This is a genomic window from Piscinibacter sp. XHJ-5 (assembly GCF_029855045.1).
GTDB lineage: Bacteria > Pseudomonadota > Gammaproteobacteria > Burkholderiales > Burkholderiaceae_C > Albitalea.
In genome coordinates this window covers 2754833-2773528 of record NZ_CP123228.1, presented here as the reverse complement: position 1 = coordinate 2773528, position 18696 = coordinate 2754833, and the positions used below count along the sequence as shown (strand labels likewise).

Genomic DNA, 18696 nt, shown 5'->3' with positions numbered 1-18696 from the left:
GTACGGGGCCGGTGTTGCCGCCCCGACCTGTCGTCAATCAGGGAAGACAGGTGGCCGTCGAGTCGTCGACGTCGCGGATTCAGGGAGCATGACGACGCTCACCGTGTGCAGGTCGAGTTCGCGCTGCAGCCGGCGCATCACCCCGTCGCTGATGCGTCCCTCGTCGAACAGCGCGAGCAGCGCGTGGCGCTGCGCCTCGAGGACGGCGCCGGCGACACCGGGCGCGGACGGCCGGTCCAGGTGCAGGAGCGTGCGGGCACGCCGCGCGGCATCGGCGTCCAGTGTCCCCGCGCTGGCCTGATGCGCGATGCAAGCGAGCCCTGCCTCGCGCAATCGCTCGCGCGCATGGGCCTCCTCGCGTACGTCCGCATCGTCGCCGCGGATGCGCAGGAGGCGCGTCAGCGCCCCGAGAGACAGTCCCTGCACGAGCAGCGTCGTCACGATCACCACGAAGGTGAGGAAGATGATGAGGTCGCGCGCGGGCAGCGGCGCGCCCGCCGCGGTTGCCATCGGCAGCGACAGCGCGATGACCAGCGATTCGCCGCCGCGCACGCCGGCCCAGCTCACGAAGAGCACGTGCGACCAGGCCGGCAGCGGCGCGGGGTGGCCGCCCAAACGGCGCAGGGCGTTGTCGACGTACGGCTGCAGGATCACCAGGACCATGCGCGACAGGACGACCGCCGCCGCGACCGCGGCGCCCCACCAGGCCAGCGACGGCAGCGGGTAGCCGCCGAGCGTCGTCAGCGCCCGCGGCAGTTCGAAACCCACCAGCACGAAGATGAGGCCTTCGAGCAGGAATACGACCATCTCCCACATGGCGTCGGCTTGCAGGCGCGTTTGCGGCGAGATCGTGCGCGGCGCCCACTGCCCGAGGTACAGGCCCATGGCCACGACGGCCAGGACGCCCGAGCCGCCGAGACGCTCGGCCGGCAGGAAGGCAGCGAACGGCGTCAGCAGCGAGATCGTGTTCTCCACGACGGGCATGTCGCGCAGCCGCTCGCGCAGGCGGGCGATCGTCCACCCCACGGCAATGCCGCCGACGGTGCCGATCGCGGCAGCTTCGACGAAGCCCAGCGCCGCATCCTTCAGCGAGAACGTCCCCATGACCATGGCGGCGACGGCCATGCGGTAGGCGGTGAAGGCGGCCGCATCGTTCACCAGGCCCTCGCCGCGCAGCAGCGTGACGATGCTGCGCGGCAGGCGCACGGTCCGTGTCAGCGAGATGGCGGCCACCGAGTCGGGCGGCGAGACGATCGCCCCGAGGGCGAAGGCCGCGCTCCAGGGCAGGTCCGGCACGACGGCGTGCGCGGTCACCGCGACGGTGACCATGGTGGCGAGCACCATCGTGAACGAGAGGAATGCGATGCCGCGGATGCGGCGGCGGAGCTCGACCAGCGAGGTGTCGAGCGCGGCGCGGTACAGCAACGGCGGCACGAACAGCAGGAACACGGTCTCCGGCTCCATGCGGACCGGCGGCAGCATCGGCATGAATGCGAGCGCGACGCCGCCCATCATGAGAAGCACCGGCTGGGGCACGTTCAGCCGCATCGAGACGACGCCGAGCGCGGCCGTCGCCGCGAGCAGCACCAGGACCAGTTCAACCGCCTCCATGCGACGCCTGTCGCGGCGCGGACCGCGGCGAACGACGAGGCCGTGAGGTGCGCTCCAGCACCAGGGCCAGGCATCCGGCGGCAAGGCACCCCAGCTCCCTGGAGTGCTCGTCGAGCAGCCGGTCGATGTCGAGCGTATCGATCGACAGGCTCACGATGATCGGCGACTTCGACAAGCTCAGTCGATCGCCCAGCGGCTGCACCGCAGCGTGCGCCTCCGGTACGCCGGTGGAAGGCAGGCGGCCGGAGTGGGCGCAGCCGACCAGTGCCAGCAGGGCGACGAGGTGAGCGTGCCGCATGATGCCTACGCGAGCGGCCCCGGCTGCCTGAGGTAGCGCTCGCGAATCGCTTTCGCCGACCAGTAGGTCAGCGCCGCGACCAGGCCGGTCGGGTTGTAGCCCAGCCCTTGGGGAAACGCCGAGGCGCCGGGCACGAACACGTTGTGCACGTCCCAGCTCTGCAGGTAGCGGTTGACGGCGCTGGTGCGGGGATCGGTCCCCATCACCGCGCCGCCGTTGAGGTGGGTGGTCTGGTAGCCGACGGTGTCGAAGTGCTGTCCGAAGTTCTTGACCGAGACGCGGATCGACCTGGGCCCCATGGCCTCGGCGACGGCGCGCATCTTCTGCGCCATGAACCTCGTCATGCGGATGTCGTTGTCCTTCCAGTCGAGGGTCATGCGCAGCAGCGGCAGCCCCCAGGCGTCCTTGTAGGTCGGATCCAGGCTCAGGTAGTTGTCGCGGTAGCTCATGTGGGCCCCGTGCGCGTCCATGGAGACCGTGTGCAGGTAGTTGTCGGCGACCGCCTGCTTCCACGCACTGCCCCACGCCGGCGATCCATCCGGCAGTGCGATGCCACTGATGGGCTTGGCACCGGCCTGGTTGACCCACATGGGCGAGCCGCCGACGAAGCCCACAGGGCCATGGTCGAAGTGGTCGGCGTTGAAGTCGTCGATCGCCACGCCGGCACCGCCGGCGCCGATGAATGGATTGGCGTGCACGTCCTTGTCGAAGAAGGCCTTGATGGTGGCCATGTTCTGGTAGGAGAAGTTGCGCCCCACCGTTCCCAGTCCGGTTGCCGGGTCATAGGGCTTGCCGATGCCCGACAGCAGCATCAGCCGCACGTTGTGGAACTGGAACGCGGCGATGACGACGATGTCCGCCGGCTGCTCGACCTCGCGGCCTTGCGCATCCATGTAGGTCACACCGGTGGCCGTTCGTCGATCGGTCGCGAGATTCACGCGCAGCACGTGCGCCTGCGTGCGCAGCTCGAAGTTCGGCGCCTGGCGCAGCGCAGGCAGCACGTTGACGTTGGGCGACGCCTTCGAGTAGTTGTAGCAGGCGTACCCGCTGCAGTAGCCGCAGAAGTTGCACGGGCCCATCTGGCAGCCGTACGGGTTCGTGTACGGCCCGGAGGCGTTCGCCGACGGCAGGTCATACGGGTGGTAGCCCAGCTGGGCCGCGGCGTCGCCGAAGCGCTGTGCCGATACGGTGCGCTTCTGCGCGGGCAGCGGAAAGTCGTGTGAACGATCGGCGGCGAAGAAATTGCCGCCCTTGCCCTTGCCGACCTTCCGGCCGGCCACGGTCCATGCCGTGCCCGACGTGCCGAACACCTTCTCGGCGAAGTCGAAGTGCGGCTCCAGTTCTTCGTAGCTGACGCCGAAGTCCTGGATCGTCAGGCCCTCGGGCAGGAACCTCTTGCCGTAGCGTTCTTCGTAGTGAGTGCGCAAACGCAATTCGACGGGATCGACGCGGAAGTGCACGCCCGACCAGTGCAGCCCGGCGCCGCCGACCCCCGTGCCGGGCAGGAACGCACCCAGCTGGCGGTACGGCAGCGCGGTGTCGTTCACGCCATGGCGGATGGTGACGGTCTCTCGCGACATGTCCTGGAACAGCTTGCGTCGGATGTTGTAGGTGAGTTCGTCCAGCGCCTGGGGGTAGGCGCCGTCGGTCGCGGTGTCGCGCATCGGGCCGCGCTCGAGCGCGACCACGTTCAGTCCGGCCTCGGTCAACTCCTTGGCCAGGATCGCCCCGGCCCAGCCGAAGCCGACGATCACCACGTCGGCTTTCTTCATCCTGCTGTAGACCATGCTCATCCCCGCTGTCCGCTCAGGGCCACCGGTGGCAGCGGGTACTTCACGTCGCGGTCGACCCAGTCCATGAAGTCGGCACGCGCCCCGGGAAAGCCGATCAGCTTCCAGCCGACGAGGCCCCGGTTGCCGCCGTGGAACGGATCGGCAAAGAAGCCCTCGCGCACGCTCTGCAGCAGCATCGAGAAGAAGAGCGTGGCGGGCACCGTCTCGAACACGGTCTGACCCGATTCGATCGCGTGCAACGCCGTGTCCTGGGCGTCCGGCGCGAGTTGCGCGAAGGACTTGCCCTGCGCTCCCTGTGCCTTCCGTACGAACCCGTCGGTTGCGGCGATCCCCAGCCGATAGACCTGCTGCGGTGTGAGCTGCAACTGATACCCCAGCGTGGCGGGCGCATCGGCGTTGAACGGCCCCTGCATGTACCAGAGCGCCCCGGTGGCCCACGGCGTGCCCATCTGCCGATCGATGTATTCGGGCACGCCCGCTTCCACGGCACCGGGGCCCAGGCGGTCGTGCGGGATCAGGCGCGCACTCGCCGCGTTGACGAAGGCCCACTCGTCCGGCGAGAAGAAGCTCGGCCGATAGGCTTTGCCCTGCGCGGTCGCCGGCTGTCGAGCGTTGGAGGCGGGAAGCGCCACGACGGCGAGAGTGGCGCCCAGACTCTTGAATAGCTGGCGCCGCGAAGGCAACGATGAATTCGACGTGCTCACGGACCGTCTCCTGAGTGGGTTCGAGTTGCGGCGAAGCTCGCGGCAGCGGCGCGTTCGGCCCGCTCCAAGTCGACGGCCGCCCTGATCGTGCCGACTTGCTCTGCCTCTACGGCAGGAGCCTGGTTGCCCCAGCTGCGGCGCACGAAGGTCGCGAGCTGCGCCACTTCGCCGTCCGACAGGCGCCCGGCGAAACCGGGCATGGCGAGTTCCGATGGTGCGCTGCGCGTGGCCGGCAGCTGGCTGCCCTCCAGGATCAGGCGTATCACCGAGCTCGGGTCACGCGCCAGCACGGTCGGGTTGCCCGCGATGCGCGGAAAGGCGTGCGCGTAGCCCAGGCCGTCGCTGCGATGGCAGCCGGCGCAGTTGTCGACATACAGCTCGGCGCCGCGCGTCGCTTCGACGCCCTTCGACAAGGCCTGCGCCGTGGCAGGATCAGCGTTGAATGACGAAGGCGACTTCGCCGTCGGTGCGAGCGTTTTCAGGTAGGCGGCGATCGCGTTCAAGTCGGCGTCGCTCAGGTGCTGCGTGCTATGCACGATGGCTTCGTTCATCGCGCCGCCCACCACGGCATGCGACGCGTTGCGCGCGCTGCGCAAGGTCGCCACGATGTCAGCGGCCGACCATGCGCCCAGCCCGTCGGCCGGGTTGCCGCGCAGGTTCACGGCGACCCATCCATCGATGATCGGCCCGCCCGCCAGGTAGTCGGCACCAGACTCGTCCAGCGCCTTCTCCTGCATCGTCCACGCGCGCGGCGTGTGGCAGCTGCCGCAATGGCCGAGACCCTGCACCAGGTAGGCGCCGCGTGCAACGGAGGCATCGGCATGACGGCGCGGATCAGGGGCCACCTCATCGGGCTTCGGTGCGAATGCCTTGCGCCACAGTGCCATCGGCCAGCGCATCGACAACGGCCACGCGATGCCGGAAGGATGCGGCTGCGCCGGTGCCGGCGCCACGCCGTGCATGAAGAACGCATAGAGCGCACGCAGGTCGTCTTCGCTCATGCGCGCATACGACGGGTACGGCATCGCGGGGTACAGCGTAGCGCCGTCGCCCCGGATGCCATGCCGCACGGCGCGATCGAAGTCGTCGAGGGTGTAGGTGCCGATGCCGGTGTCCCGATCCGGGCTGATGTTGGTGCTGTACATCGCGCCGATCGGCGACGCCAGCGGCAATCCGCCTGCAAACGGCCGGCCGCCCGGCGCCGTGTGGCAGGCGACACAATCGCCGGCCTGGGCCAGGTAGCGGCCCCGCTCGACGAGGGCCGGCGAATGGCTGTCGGCCGCGACCGCGATGGGCCGAGTGTGCGTGGGCCACAGCGCGAGCGCGAGGACAGCGGCAACGACGAGGATCGCGACGCCGACGCAGGCCCACAGGAACTTCTTCATCATTCGAACTTGAGATCCGAAGGCGTGGCGATGGGCAGGACCTGGATCGTCTCGCCGACACGGCCGCTCACCGGATCACGCTTCATGATCACGACCTTGTCGCTGTGCTGATTGGCGATCAGCACATGGCGCCCGCTCGGGTCGATGGCGAACTCGCGCGGCTCGAGGCCTTCGGTGGAGCGGCGCGCGATCAAGGTCAGCTCGCCGCTGGAAGCAGCCACCGCAAAGGCCACCAGCTGGTTGTCGGTGCCACGATTGGTGACGTAGAGGAAACGGCCGTCGGGCGAGAGGTGCAAGGCGGCGGCGCCGTTCTCGCCGCTGAACCCCGGTGGCGTCAGCGACACACGCTGCTTCTGCACGAGCTGGCCCTGCGCACAGTCGTACACGACCACTTCGCCGGTCATTTCCAAGGTCAGGTACGCATGGCGGCCGTCGCCGCTGAACACCAGATGCCGCGGTCCCGACCCTGGCGGCGTCTCGACGGAGGGCTGCGCCGCATCGAGCGTCAGTGGCGCCTCGGGTCGTGCAGGGTCGTATCGATAGACATAGAGGCGGTCGGCACCGAGATCCTGTGCATACACCGCTCGCCCATCGGGCGAGACGACCGCCGAGTGCACGTGCGGCGACACTTGCCGCTCGCCGTCGACCTGGCTCGCACGACCGGTCTTGACCTGGGTCGCAGGTCCCAACGCGCCGCGCTCGTCGATCGGCAGCACCGACAGCGTGCCGCCCGGATCCGGCGACACGGAATAGTTGGCGACGAAGAGGTACCTGCCGTCGTGACTGATGCCGGAATGCGTCGGCTCGGACCCCAGCGACAGAACCCGGTTGACCTCCTGCAGCCTGCCGTCGCTCGGGTCGACGCGGTACGAGGTGACACGGCCCACGGCATCACGTTGCCCTGGTCCGTTCTCGTTGACGGCGTAGACATGCCGGCGGTCGGCCGAAAAGGTCAGCCAGGACGGGTTCTCCGCCTTCACCACCTGACGGGGCCGCGGATCGAGGCGGCCGGTCTCCGTGTCGAAGTCGTGCAGGTAGATGCCTTCGCTGCCGCTGGCCGTATAGGTTCCGATCAGCAGGCGGGCGGCCGGAGCACCGGCCGATACGGCTGCCGGAAGGGCCACGGCCGCGGTCGCTCCCAGCACTCGGAAGGCCGCCGCGAGAAAGGATGCAAGTTTCATGGTGGTGAGAGGCATGTCACTGGCCCTGCATCGACGCGCCCATCGTCCCGCCCATCGTCATCTTGAGGTCGCCCATGATCACGAGCGAGCCGGTGATGATGAGCGTCACGACCAGGACACCGAACGCCAGCGCGAGCGAGTTGTTCGTGTTTTCCGGCCCGCTCGTGATGTGCAGGAAGAACACGAGATGCACGCCCATCTGCGCGATCGCGAGCACCGCGAGTCCGATCGGGGTGCCCGGCCCCCACAGCATGTGCGTGTTCGCGATCCAGAACGACGTGGCCGTGAGCGCGACGGCGAGCAGCAGGCCGATCGTGTACACCAGCAGCCCCGAAGACCCGCCTTCTTCCGCTGTCGGAATGCCTCCCGGGACTTGCTCGAATGTCGCTGGTTTCATGCGCGGACTCCCATCAGATAGACGAACGTGAACACGGCGACCCAGACGATGTCGAGCGCGTGCCAGAACAAGGAAAAGCAGAGCAGCCGACGATCCACCGCGCCGTGGAAGCCACGCAGCGCCACCTGCGCTCCCATCACGGCCAGCCACACGAGCCCCACGGCGACGTGCAGGCCGTGGCAGCCGACGAGCGCGAAGAAGGCCGAGAGGAACGCGCTGCTTTGGGGCGTCGCGCCCCGGGCGATCATGTCGCTGAACTCACGCAGCTCCAGGCCGAGGAACGCGGCCCCGAGCGCGAACGTCACGATCGCGCCCAGGTAGAACGCGGTTCGACGCCGCGAGTTGGCGGCCATCGACATGAGCCCGCAGGTGTAGCTCGATGCAAGCAGCAGGGCCGTCTCGAGTGCAACGCCGCCCTGGTGGAACAGCATGCCGCCCCCCGGCCCGCCGGCGGTGGCGTGCGCCAGCACCGCGTAGGTCGCGAACAGCGCCGAGAACATCACGATGTCGCTGAGCAGGTAGATCCAGAAGCCGAAGCCGGCGACGGTGTGCTTCGGCGCGGGACCCAGTTCGCCAGCGCTCGGCGCTGCGGGGCGCAGCACATCGATATCGACAGCCATGTTCATGCGGCAACTCCCACGGGATGGTCACGATCGAACTGCTGGAGTTCGTTGGCGTGCACTTCGAATTCGTCATGCTTGCGGAACGCGAATGCAAGCGTCGCGATGAATCCTCCCAGCAGGCTCGCCAGTGCCAGCCACCAGATGTGCCAGATCAGCGCGAACCCGCCGATGGAAGCGAAGATCGCGGCGACGAAGCCGAGGGAGGTGTTCTTCGGCAGCTCGATCGCGCGGTACGGGTGGTCATCGGGGCGCGGCGCCTTCGGGTTGCGCTTGGCGGACCAGAACGGTTCCCTGTCGGCCACTTGCGGCAGCACCGCGAAGTTCCATGCCGGCGGTGGCGACGCGGTGGACCACTCGAGCGTGCGGGCGTTCCACGGATCGCCGGTCAGGTCGCGATTGCGCTCGCGATTGCGGATCGACACGACGAGCTGGATCGCCTGGCACAGGATGCCCAGCAGGATGATTCCCGCGCCGATGGCCGCGGCGATCAGCCACGGCTGCCATGCGAGGTTGTCGTAGTGCTGCATGCGGCGCGTCATGCCGAGCAGGCCGGCCACGTACAACGGCATGAACGCGAGATGGAAGCCGATGAACCAGCACCAGAACGCGCGCCGGCCCCACGCCTCGTCGAGCTTGAACCCGAAGGCCTTGGGGAACCAGTACTCGACCCCGGCGAAGATGCCGAACACCACGCCCGGGATGATGACGTGATGGAAATGGGCGATCAGGAACAGGCTGTTGTGCACCTGCCAATCCACAGGGGGGACGGCCAGCAGCACGCCGGTGAGGCCACCCAGGACGAAGGTCACCATGAACCCGATGGTCCAGAGGACAGGCACCGTGAAACGCACGCGCCCGCCGTACATCGTGAAGAGCCAGTTGAAGACCTTCACGCCGGTCGGGATGCCGATCACCATGCTCATGATGCCGAAGAAGCCGTTGATATTGGGGCTCGCGCCCATCGTGAAGAAGTGATGGAGCCAGACCGTCATCGAGAGCACGCAGATCACCATCGTCGCGGCCACCATCGAGCGGTAGCCGAACAGCGGCTTTTCCGAGAAGGTCGCGCTGACCTCCGAGAAGACTCCGAACGCGGGCAGGACGAGGATGTACACCTCGGGGTGGCCCCAGACCCAGAACAGGTTCACGTACATCATCGGGTTGCCGCCGGCATCGAGCGTGAAGAAGTGGAAGCCCAGGTAGCGGTCCAGCAGCAGCATCGCGAACGTCGCCGTGAGCACCGGGAACACGGCGACGATCAGCAGGTTGGTCGCCAGGGCGGTCCAGCAGAAGACCGGCATGCGCATGAGGCCCATGCCCGGCGCGCGCAGCTTCAGGATCGTGGTGACGAAGTTCACGCCCGAGAGCAGCGTGCCGATGCCCGAGATCTGCAGCGACCACAGGTAGTAGTCCACGCCCACGCCGGGAGAAAACTGCAGTTCGGCAAGCGGCGGGTACGCCATCCAGCCGGCCTTCGAATACTCGCCGACGAACAGCGAGACGTTCGTGAGCAGCACGCCTGCGGCGGTGAGCCAGAAGCTCACCGAGTTCAGCGTCGGGAACGCGACGTCGCGCACGCCGAGCATCAGCGGCAGCAGGTAGTTCATCAGGCCGACGACCAGCGTCATCGCCACGAAGAAGATCATGATCGTGCCGTGCGCCGAGAAGATCTGGTTGAAATGCTCGGGCGGCAGGTAACCTTGCGCCCCGCCGGCTGCGATAGCCTGCTGCGCGCGCATCATGATCGCGTCGCTGAAGCCGCGCAGCAGCATGAGCAGCCCCAGGATCATGTACATGACGCCGATGCGCTTGTGGTCCACCGAGGTGATCCACTCGCTCCACAGATAGGGCCACGCGCGCTTGTACGTGACCCAGCCCAGCACGAACGCGACGAGCAGGCCCATGCCCGCCGTGGCGCCCATGATGATCGGCTGGTCGAACGGGATCGCCGCCCAGCTCAGGTTGCCCAGGAGATTCATTGGGTCTGTCCTCTGCATTCCGCCGCCGTGGTGCGCACGACGATGTCGAAGAAGTTGGATGCCACCGTGCCGTACGTCGTGGGAACGACGGCCACGCTCGGCTTCGCGAGCTCGGTGTAGGCATCGGCGTCGAGCGACCGGCTCGCGGAGCGTGCGCCGGCGAGCCACTTCGCGTAGTCGCGCTCGCTCACGGCATGCACCGCGAACCGCATGTCGGAGAAGCCGTCGCCGCTGAACTCGGCAGACAGTCCGCGATATGTGCCCTCGTGGTCGGCCTGCAGGTTCAGGTTGGTGACCATGCCGGCCATCGTGTACATCTGGCTGCCCAGTTGCGGCACGAAGAAGCTGTTCATCACGCCGGACCCGGTCAGCTCGAAGTTCACGGGCCGGCCGACCGGAATCGTGAGCTGGTTGACCGTGGCGACGCCTTCGTCGGGGTAGATGAACAGCCACTTCCAGTCGAGCGAGACCACCTGCACACGCACCGGCTTGGCCGTCGCTTCGATCGGCCTCTTGGGGTCGAGGTCGTGCGAGCCGACCCAGGCGACGCCGCCGACCAGGAGGACCGTCATGATCGGGATCGCCCAGACGAGCAATTCGAGCCGGCCCGAGTGCTCGAAGTCCGGCAGGTAGCGAGCCCGCCGGTTGGACGCGCGGAACCAGAACGCGACGCCCAGCGTGGCGACGATCGTCGGGACGACGATCGCCAGCATGATGCCCAGCGAGTCGTACAGGATCTGGAGCTCGGCGAACGCGATCGGCCCTTTCGGGTCGAGCACGCCTTCCTTGCATCCGGCCAGCGCCGCGAGGCCGATCCAGCCGGCGGCGGCGAGCAATCTCTTCATGGCGGTCCTCATAGGCAGTGATCGAGCAGCAGCGTTGCGAAGAGCAACGCGAGGTAGACGATCGAATAGCGGAACGTCGCACGCGCGAGCTTGTCGCTGTAGCGGCGGCAGAGCGCCGTCGCGTACGCGATGAAGATGGCGCCGAGCGACAGCGCACTCGCCAGGTACAAGGCACCGCTCATGCGTGTGAAGAACGGCAGCACGCTGGCGGCGACGAGCCCGAGCGTGTAGAGCAGCACCTGCCGGCGCGTGTATCGCATCCCGTGCGTCACCGGCAGCATCGGCACGCCGGCCTTCGCGTAGTCATTCCGGCGATAGAGAGCGAGCGACCAGAAGTGCGGCGGCGTCCATACGAAGATGATGAGGAACAGCAGCAGCGCGTCCGCGGAGACATCGCCTGTCACCGCGGCCCAGCCCAGCACCGGGGGCATCGCACCGGCGGCGCCGCCCAGCACGATGTTGTGCGGCGTGCGCGGCTTGAGCAGCAGCGTGTAGACGATGGCGTAACCCGCGAACGTGGCCAGCGTGAGCCACATCGTCAACGGGTTCACCAGCGCATGCAGCAGCGCCAGCCCCGCAACGCCCAGGCCGGCGGCGAACGCGGCCGCTTCGGTCGTCTTGAGCCGCCCGGAGGCCAGCGGTCGCCCGCGCGTGCGCGCCATCACGGCGTCCCGCTTCGCCTCGAGCAGGCAGTTGGTGGCCGCCGCGGCGGCCGCGAGCAGTGCGATGCCGATGGCGCCGAACACCGCCTGCGCCACCGGGATCGCCCCTGGCGCCAGCAACATGCCGATCACCGCGGTGAACAGGATGAGCGTGACCACACGCGGCTTCGTGAGCGAGATGAACTCGCGCAACCGGTGCGCACCCGACGTGGCGCGCACGAGGCGGATCCTGGGCTGATGCATGGACGCGGGCATGACAGACCTCGCTTCGCGACGCTCAGCGGGAAAGGCCACGTTCACCGCCACGAGATGGCAATGCCGCAGTGGGTGTGTGCCTCATGTGATGCGTCCCTTCGAAGGAGTTCGTCTTGCGGGAGAAGACCATGCGTGCAGTCTCCCGTGGGTCGTCCGAAATGCCGGTGATGGAAGCGGACAGAAAATTGACGTGGCAGGTCAACTTGCGGGCACGAGCGCTGCACGCGCGCCAGGCCCGGGCATCGGCATGCGCTCCTTGACGATCCCTTTGGTGATCGCAATGGCGGCGGCCTGCGTGCGTGACGTCGCATTCAGCTTGCCCAGAATGCCGTTCATGTGCGTCTTCACGGTTCCGACCTCGACGCAGAGCCGTCGCGCGATCGCCTTGTTCGATTCGCCGATCACCACGAGCTGCAGCACGTCGATTTCGCGCGATGTGAGCGATGTGCGCAACAGACTGTCCGCGATGCGCTGGGCGACCGGGCGGCCCAGGTAGCGCAAGTCACGAGCCAGCGCCGTCACGGCCTCGATGAACTCGCTGAGAGGGCCGCCGAGGAGGAGATAGCCGTGGATCCCCGCTTCGAGCGCCCGTCGAATGTCCGCTTCGCAGTCGTCGGACGTGAGCACCAGGATCCTTGCGGCGGCGAGTGATCCGGCCGTTCCTTGCGAAGCCGCGCCTGCGAGCCGCATGGCTTCGTGATAGTCGGCAATGACGACGTCGATCCGAGCTCCGTCCCGATTCACGCGATCCGGGCCTCCGTCGAAGACTTCAAAGCCGCCGTGCTGGCGCAGAGACGCCACGATGCCGGCGCGAAGAAGCGGATCAGGATGCAGCGTCAGGACGTTTGCGGGCAGGTGCTCTTCATGCGCCATGGCTGTCCTCCCAGGCGGCACGAAACGTGGTGGAGTGGCGCTCGATCCAGGCTTCAGGCTCCACACCTGACGCCTCTATGGCAGCGACCTGCGCCGCCATGAAGGCTTCGAACTGTTGTTGACTCATGCTCTTTCCAGGTTCCGGCGTCGGCGACGCCAATGCGGCACGCGGTGGGATCACGCCGTGGCCTCCGACGTGCAGGGCCGATCGAAAAGCGCCCGGCGTGCGGCCCTTCCAGCGCTTGAAGGCATGGATGAAGCTCGCGGGTTCTGCATAGCCGAGTCGGCTGGCGATGTGCTCGATGGGCAGGTGACTGCAACTGAGGAGTTGCTCGGCGGTGGACCTGCGGATCTCGTCGCACAGGGCTGCGAACGTCGTGCCTTCCTTCTGGAGACGACGTCGCAGCGTCCGCTCGGACATGCACAGGGCTGCCGCGACCTGTCCCATGTCGGGCATCCCTTCCGGATGGGCGCGAAGCAGCGCCTTCACTCCTCCCGCCACGCTGGCCCGGTCGCGTACGGCCTCGCGCAGTTGACGACACTGTCCCTCCGCCACGCGCACGGCGTAGGCATCCGCATGAGCAAGCGGCAGCGCCATGTCCGCCGTGTCCATCGAAAGCCGGGTATGGGTTGCCGCGAAGCCCACCTCAAGTCCGGTGAGATGCGAGTAGGGCTCGTCCACCACCGGGCGCGCGAACGCGAATGACACGCCGCGCGGCAGCAGGTTGCGGCGCGCGATGTCGCGCCATGTCGTCAGCAGCGCCGCCACCGCGCGCTCCGTGACGAAGCGGACGAGCTCGGGCGAAACTAGTCGCGGCCGTACCGTCACGCCGAAGCGGGAATCGTCGGCTTGCAACTCGAGTGCGACGAACGGGTCGAAGAGATCGCCGTAGTCCAGCACCAGACGGGTCGCATCCGCCAGGGTCGAGCCACTGGCCATGGCGAATCCCAAGGGACCGAGCGTCGTGAACCGGTAGCGGGCACCGACCTCGAGCCCCAGGCCGCTGCCATCACCGCACAGCGCGATGAGGTTCTCGATCGCGTGATGCTCGGCGTCCTGGGGAATCACACAGCCGGGGTCCGCAAGATCGCCTTCGGCCAAGCCGGTGCATGCCAGCAGCCGCGCGGTCGAAACACCTCGCCGCCTCGCAACGTGCAACAGGGCGGCCAGGCACCCGGGACCTCGGCCACCGGTGCGCGACGCGTGATCGAAGCGACGGTGGGTCGGTCGGTGGTCGTCCGGAATCGTGAGGCGGGCAGACATGGTGGGCACTTGTGGATGGCGCCATGGAGCGACGCCGCATGCCTGTCAGTTTGGTGCCCGGTCTGGTGCAACTCCAATCAATCGTCAACAAGAGTTCCAAATCACGGCTTCGATGAATCAGGGCTGTTGCGATTTCCAAAGCGCACCGCCCGACTGCGGGCGGGACGCCGCCGACGACGCGCAGCACCGACTGGGGCGGACATCCAGCTGAATCACGAGTCGATCGATCAAGCGGCAATCCGCCGGAGGCCGAAGAGGGCGAGTCGTCCGGCCTGCTGGTCTACGACATCGGCCTGCTACCGGTCATCGTCCTGACGGCCATCTTCCCCAGCGGGCTGGACAACAACCGTCAATGTGCGAACGCTCGTGCCGCCGAGACGGCAGGACGAGGCGGCAGCGCGGTGGCGTCGGCCAGTGCGTCGTGCAGCGCCACGGCCTCCATGGCGTCGGGCGTGGACTGTCCCTCGACCACCTGGTCCAGCACCGACCGGATCAGATCGAGGGCTTTGTGCTTGCGCCCCTGCTCCATCCACAGGCGCCCCAGGCTCGTCGACGTACGCAGCTCCCAGGACAACGCACCGTCCCGACGGGCCCGCTCGAGCGAACGGAGAAACAGGCCCTCGGCGGCTGCGCTGTCCCGGCCACGCGCTCGTTCGCCGCGCGCCCTCAGCAACTCGGCATGGCACCAGCCGGCGTCGCCTCTGTCGCCACGCTGGAACGTGCTTTCGTTCGCCCATGCCGGATGCAGCGTCGCCAGCATCTCCGCCAGTCGCGGCAGGCGCTGGTCGACGCCGGAGGGCAGCACGGGATCGCCGCGGCGACCGTTCTCCTGCCAGGCCAGCAGCGATTCGAAGGCGATCCCGTAGTGGCGCCAGCCCGCGAGCGAGTGTTCGAGCGTGTGCTGCAACAGGAGCCCGATGCGTTCGCGAGCGATCTCGTATCGGCCTGTCCACAACGCGACAGGACACGCGGCGTAGGCCAGGGTATAGGCGAGTGCGACGCTCTCGCCATCGCGACGCGCACGCTCCAGCGTCCATGCAGCCACGTGCTCCGCCTGGTCGGCAAGGCCCTGGAGCCACAGGACACGGGCCAGGATCGTCCCCATTGCGACGCGGCGGTCGATCTGCGCGCCGCTCAGAAAGGAGGCTCGTGCCACATCGGGCGCGGCAACGCTGCGCTCGGCGCAGATGCGCGCGCCTCGCTGGTCACCCAGAAGATGCAGCGTCGGGGCCTTCATCCAGTCGTACAGGAGCGTGGTCGCCGGGTCCATGTCTTCTGCCGTGAGGGTCTGGAATTGCTCCGCGAACGAGAGCATCGCACCGGGATCCGCCCGCACGTACGCACCCACCCAGTTTGCGGTCAAGGCCAGCGCGAGTTGCCGCTTGTCTCCGTGCTCCTGCGCCATGGCGAGGGCGCGTCCGAAGGAGTCCAGCGTTGCCTGATGAATGCCGTGCGTGTGGTGCAGGACGAGGCCATGGACAAGGTGCAACTCGAACTCGAGATGCGGATCCACGATTCCCGAACGCGCCAGCGCGTCAATCGCCGCGTTCGCAAAGCGCATGCATTCGTCGGCGCGCGAAAGCTGGAACAACAGCAAGGCGGATCTGACGGTGATCGCGATGCCGAGCTCGATGTCGCCGTCCGCCGACATCGCCCAGGCCAGCGCGCTCCGCACGTCGTCCAGATGCCGCCCGTACTGCTGTCGCCACTCGGCCGCTGCGGCATCACGCCAGGCGCTCTCCGATTCGCGCAGCACATCGAGGACATGCTCGGCGTGACGGCGGCGCACGGCGGGAGCTTGTGACGTCTCGGCCAGGCGGTTCGAAGCGTAGCGGTGGGTGGTTTCGAGCAACCGGAAGTACGGACGGTCGCCGCTCGAGTCCACGGCCACCAGTGACTTCGCGGCCAGCTCCATCACCGCGTCGCAGACTTCGGCAGGCGTCATCGAGTCATCTGAAGCGATCGTGCCGGCGGACGCCAGCGTGAAGCTGCCGCGAAAGACGGAGATCCTTCCGAATACCGCACGCTCGCGCGGCGACAACAGCGCGTAGCTCCAGTCCAGCACCGCCTCCAGTGTCTGGTGCCTGGGCTGCGCCGTGCGCCGGCCCGGTCTCATCCGGCCGAAGCGGTTGCCCAGTGCCGCCTCGATGCCGCGCAGGCCGAGCGTGCCGACGCATGCGGCAGCCAGCTCGATGGCGAGCGGGATGCCGTCGAGCCGACGGCATATGACGACGACGGACCGTGCATCAGCGTCGCCGAATGAGAAGGTGTCGAACGCCGCCATGGCACGATCCACGAAGAGCTCGATTGCGCCGAACTTCACTGCCTCGTCGGCGGTGATCGAGCCCTCGGGGGGCAGATCCAGCGGCTCCAGTCGGTGGACCCGTTCGCCGTCGGCCCTGAGCGGCTCGCGGCTCGTGGCCAGGATGCGAACGCCAGCCGCCGATCGCAGGACGGCTTCAGCCATCTCGGCGACGGCGGCGAGCACGCGCTCGCAGTTGTCCAGCACCAGCAGCAGCGACTTGTCCTGCAGGAAGGCCAGGATGTTGGGCATGGCGTCGTCCACGCTGGCGGTCAGGCCCAGTGCGGTGGCAAGCGAATCCGGTACGCGGGTTGCGTCGCTGAGGGGAGAGAGGTCGATGAAATGAACCGGCGACGGGTCCGCGGCGACGGCCGCAGCGACCGACACCGCAACGGTCGTCTTGCCGATGCCACCGCAACCGACGATGGTCACGAGCCGATGTCGCCCAATCTGCTGGATCAGCGAATCGATGGCGCTGCTGCGCCCCACGATCCGATGCAAAGGTGCCATCAGGCCGGGCACCGTTCTCTGCGCGGCCGCAAGCTGCGTTCGAGGCGGGTCGGCGCGGCTGCGGGTCACCGGCGCAACGAACATGTAGCCCCGATTGGGGACGTTCACGATGTATCGGCGCTCGTCCAGTCCGTCGCCCAGCGCCTTGCGCAAGGCGGCGACGTGAACGGTCAGGTTGCCTTCGACGACGACGCTGCGGGGCCAGACCTTCCGGAAGATCTCTTCCTTGGCAACGAAGTCCCCCGCCCGCTCGACGAGCATCGCAAGGATGTCGAACGCACGGCCGCCCAGACGGACACGGCTGCCCCTTGCCATGAGCACGCGTTGCGCCGGCTGCAGCGTAAAGGGCCCGAACTGGAACACCTCCTCAGGCCTGGCGGCCACTGCGTCGTGGGTTATCGCGGTCATCGAAAGGACTCCAACAACGTGGTCGCGAGTTCTGCGGCGAGCCCCAGCGGTGTATCGACATGGTGCGCAGCGAGTGCATCGAATCAACCCAAATCTAGACGTCGGGCTGGCACCGCGAAAGGCTGGCGGCCGGAAATAGTTGTTGTTGGGTTTGAAAAGATCGGCCCTGGTCACGCGAGATCTGTCTGCACTTCGCCACCTGCAGACCTGCAAGCTGCCCCGAGCGGGCCGTCCTCAGCAGCGCTGCGCGCTGCAAGGGCTTGATCGACCGATGCAGGCCGCAGGCCAGCTCGTCGATCCAACTGGAGCCCCCTTCCCTGCCTGAACACAGAGACGGTGCATCGTCTCGCGACCCTGCTTGATCACGGTGCCGCGACGCTCCCATCGGGAGATCCTGCGGGGAAGCCGAGCGCCGACCATGGTCGGACCAGAACCCTTCGTCTCGACCTCCCATGACACGAGAGAACTTCTTCACCGGCCTGGAGGTCGTCGACGTCGCCAGCTTCATCGCCGGTCCCGCCCTCGCCGACGGGGCAAGCTCGACACCGTGACCTCGCACCCGCGCCGCCACGCACGCAACATTCCCCATGGACAAGTTCTTCGCGATGAAAGCCTTCGTAGGGGTGGTGGAAGCCGGCACTTTCACCAAGGCTGCGACCTCGCTCGGCCTGTCGAAGGCCAAGGTCACGCGCCTCGTGCAGTGGCTGGAGGAGCATCTCAAGACGCTCCTGCTCCACCGCTCGACGCGGCGCGTGTGCGTCACGGTCGACGGTGCGGCCTACTACGACCATGCCGTCCGTGTGCTGAAAGACCTCGAGCTGATCGAGGCGAGCATGGCCGGTGCCAGGGCGAATCCGAAGGGCCAGCTGCGCGTCGACGTCGCGCCGCAAGTCGCAAATCTGATCCTCAGTCCGTCGATGGAGGACTTCTGCGCGCGCTACCCGGACATCCGGATCGACATTGGCGTCAGCGAGAAGCCCGTCGACCTCGTCGGCGAGCACGTGGACTGCGCGCTGCGCTTCGGCGCGGTGACCGATCCGTCGCTCGTGGCGCGTCGAATCGGCGAGGTCCATCAGATCGTGTGCGCGTCTGCGTCGTACCTGAAGCGCTTCGGGGTCCCCTGTCACCCCTCGGACCTCGAGGGCGGCCGCCACCGCGTGATCGGGTTCAACGCGCGCGAGCGCTTCACGCACGTGCTGCAGCGCGGCAACGAACGGTACGAGGTGACCGCGAGGCCGACCGTGACAGTGAACGACTCCGTCACCATGGTCGCGGCCGGTGTCGCCGGTCTCGGCATCGTCACCACCAGTGCCTTCGTCGCGGCGCCGCACCTGGCCTCCGGCGAGCTGCAACGCGTGCTGACCGACTGGTCGGCAGGCGTCGCGCCCGTGCATGTCGTGTATCGACCTCATCGCCATGTCAGCGCCAAGCTGCGCGCGTTCATCGACTGGACTGCCGATCTCTTCGCCCGCAAGCAGAACGATCTCGCGCCATCGACGCCGCGAGCCTACGCCTGATCCGAAACCGCCCCAGCCCGGCGCGCACGCCGTCGCGTCTGCAACCAAGGAGCTACCCGCGGCCCCACCGATGTCAGTGGGCCGCCGGG

General features: G+C 67.6%; 15 protein-coding genes. 1 reads left to right on the top strand and 14 read right to left on the bottom strand.

Features of this window, described 5'->3' with window-relative positions; all coding sequences use genetic code 11:
• Positions 1-33: 33 nt before the first annotated feature.
• From P7V53_RS13000 to P7V53_RS12935, 14 genes are all read right to left on the bottom strand, one after another.
• Positions 34-1611 (bottom strand): Na+/H+ antiporter, encoded by a 1578-nt coding sequence (locus P7V53_RS13000; RefSeq protein ID WP_280155889.1) that lies wholly within the window; start codon positions 1609-1611, stop codon positions 34-36.
• Positions 1598-1909, bottom strand: coding sequence for a hypothetical protein (locus P7V53_RS12995; RefSeq protein WP_280155888.1), 312 nt, complete (start codon positions 1907-1909; stop codon positions 1598-1600). The genes P7V53_RS13000 and P7V53_RS12995 overlap by 14 nt, the downstream gene beginning before the upstream one ends.
• 5 nt (positions 1910-1914) lie before the next feature.
• Positions 1915-3696 carry a GMC family oxidoreductase gene (locus tag P7V53_RS12990; protein WP_280156505.1) on the bottom strand — a complete coding sequence of 594 codons (1782 nt, stop codon included), beginning with the start codon at positions 3694-3696 and terminating at the stop codon, positions 1915-1917.
• Between the two features lie 2 nt (positions 3697-3698).
• Positions 3699-4406 carry a gluconate 2-dehydrogenase subunit 3 family protein gene (locus P7V53_RS12985; RefSeq protein ID WP_280155887.1) on the bottom strand — a complete coding sequence of 236 codons (708 nt, stop codon included), beginning with the start codon at positions 4404-4406 and terminating at the stop codon, positions 3699-3701.
• Positions 4403-5794 (bottom strand): cytochrome c, encoded by a 1392-nt coding sequence (locus P7V53_RS12980; protein ID WP_280155886.1) that lies wholly within the window; start codon positions 5792-5794, stop codon positions 4403-4405. The genes P7V53_RS12985 and P7V53_RS12980 overlap by 4 nt, the downstream gene beginning before the upstream one ends.
• The gene (locus tag P7V53_RS12975) at positions 5791-6972 is read right to left on the bottom strand and encodes a lactonase family protein (RefSeq protein ID WP_280155885.1); all 1182 of its coding nucleotides are present in this window, start codon (positions 6970-6972) and stop codon (positions 5791-5793) included. The genes P7V53_RS12980 and P7V53_RS12975 overlap by 4 nt, the downstream gene beginning before the upstream one ends.
• Before the next feature lie 16 nt (positions 6973-6988).
• Complete coding sequence (gene cyoD / locus P7V53_RS12970; protein ID WP_280155884.1) at positions 6989-7369, bottom strand: cytochrome o ubiquinol oxidase subunit IV; 381 nt, start codon at positions 7367-7369, stop codon at positions 6989-6991.
• Entirely contained in the window at positions 7366-7989 is a 624-nt protein-coding gene (locus P7V53_RS12965) for a cytochrome (ubi)quinol oxidase subunit III (RefSeq protein ID WP_280156504.1), read from the bottom strand. The genes cyoD and P7V53_RS12965 overlap by 4 nt, the downstream gene beginning before the upstream one ends.
• Positions 7990-7991: 2 nt before the next feature.
• Positions 7992-9971 carry a cytochrome o ubiquinol oxidase subunit I gene (cyoB, locus tag P7V53_RS12960; protein WP_280155883.1) on the bottom strand — a complete coding sequence of 660 codons (1980 nt, stop codon included), beginning with the start codon at positions 9969-9971 and terminating at the stop codon, positions 7992-7994.
• The gene (gene cyoA / locus P7V53_RS12955) at positions 9968-10816 is read right to left on the bottom strand and encodes a ubiquinol oxidase subunit II (RefSeq protein ID WP_280155882.1); all 849 of its coding nucleotides are present in this window, start codon (positions 10814-10816) and stop codon (positions 9968-9970) included. The genes cyoB and cyoA overlap by 4 nt, the downstream gene beginning before the upstream one ends.
• 8 nt (positions 10817-10824) lie before the next feature.
• Complete coding sequence (gene cyoE / locus P7V53_RS12950) at positions 10825-11721, bottom strand: heme o synthase (protein ID WP_280156503.1); 897 nt, start codon at positions 11719-11721, stop codon at positions 10825-10827.
• A gap of 210 nt (positions 11722-11931) precedes the next feature.
• Positions 11932-12606, bottom strand: a complete 675-nt coding sequence (locus P7V53_RS12945; RefSeq protein ID WP_280155881.1) for a response regulator transcription factor — start codon at positions 12604-12606, stop codon at positions 11932-11934.
• Positions 12596-13870: an AraC family transcriptional regulator gene (locus P7V53_RS12940; RefSeq protein ID WP_280155880.1), complete on the bottom strand. Its 1275-nt coding sequence runs from the start codon at positions 13868-13870 to the stop codon at positions 12596-12598. The genes P7V53_RS12945 and P7V53_RS12940 overlap by 11 nt, the downstream gene beginning before the upstream one ends.
• A gap of 349 nt (positions 13871-14219) precedes the next feature.
• Positions 14220-17264: a winged helix-turn-helix domain-containing protein gene (locus P7V53_RS12935; protein WP_280155879.1), complete on the bottom strand. Its 3045-nt coding sequence runs from the start codon at positions 17262-17264 to the stop codon at positions 14220-14222.
• Positions 17265-17677: 413 nt separating this feature from the next.
• On the opposite strand from P7V53_RS12935, the gene P7V53_RS12930 reads away from it, so the two are divergent.
• The gene (locus P7V53_RS12930) at positions 17678-18607 is read left to right on the top strand and encodes a LysR family transcriptional regulator (protein WP_280155878.1); all 930 of its coding nucleotides are present in this window, start codon (positions 17678-17680) and stop codon (positions 18605-18607) included.
• Positions 18608-18696: the final 89 nt, after the last annotated feature.

Bases quoted from the DNA above. Each gene is read 5' to 3' on its own strand.
- P7V53_RS12975 (WP_280155885.1), bottom strand. From the start codon at position 6,972: ATGAAACTTGCATCCTTTCTCGCGGCGGCCTTCCGAGTGCTGGGAGCG.
- P7V53_RS12940 (WP_280155880.1), bottom strand. From the start codon at position 13,870: ATGTCTGCCCGCCTCACGATTCCGGACGACCACCGACCGACCCACCGT.
- P7V53_RS12980 (WP_280155886.1), bottom strand. From the start codon at position 5,794: ATGATGAAGAAGTTCCTGTGGGCCTGCGTCGGCGTCGCGATCCTCGTC.
- P7V53_RS13000 (WP_280155889.1), bottom strand. From the start codon at position 1,611: ATGGAGGCGGTTGAACTGGTCCTGGTGCTGCTCGCGGCGACGGCCGCG.
- P7V53_RS12930 (WP_280155878.1), top strand. From the start codon at position 17,678: ATGGACAAGTTCTTCGCGATGAAAGCCTTCGTAGGGGTGGTGGAAGCC.
- P7V53_RS12965 (WP_280156504.1), bottom strand. From the start codon at position 7,989: ATGGCTGTCGATATCGATGTGCTGCGCCCCGCAGCGCCGAGCGCTGGC.
- P7V53_RS12945 (WP_280155881.1), bottom strand. From the start codon at position 12,606: ATGGCGCATGAAGAGCACCTGCCCGCAAACGTCCTGACGCTGCATCCT.
- cyoD (WP_280155884.1), bottom strand. From the start codon at position 7,369: ATGAAACCAGCGACATTCGAGCAAGTCCCGGGAGGCATTCCGACAGCG.
- P7V53_RS12995 (WP_280155888.1), bottom strand. From the start codon at position 1,909: ATGCGGCACGCTCACCTCGTCGCCCTGCTGGCACTGGTCGGCTGCGCC.
- cyoE (WP_280156503.1), bottom strand. From the start codon at position 11,721: ATGCATCAGCCCAGGATCCGCCTCGTGCGCGCCACGTCGGGTGCGCAC.
- P7V53_RS12990 (WP_280156505.1), bottom strand. From the start codon at position 3,696: ATGGTCTACAGCAGGATGAAGAAAGCCGACGTGGTGATCGTCGGCTTC.
- cyoB (WP_280155883.1), bottom strand. From the start codon at position 9,971: ATGAATCTCCTGGGCAACCTGAGCTGGGCGGCGATCCCGTTCGACCAG.
- cyoA (WP_280155882.1), bottom strand. From the start codon at position 10,816: ATGAAGAGATTGCTCGCCGCCGCCGGCTGGATCGGCCTCGCGGCGCTG.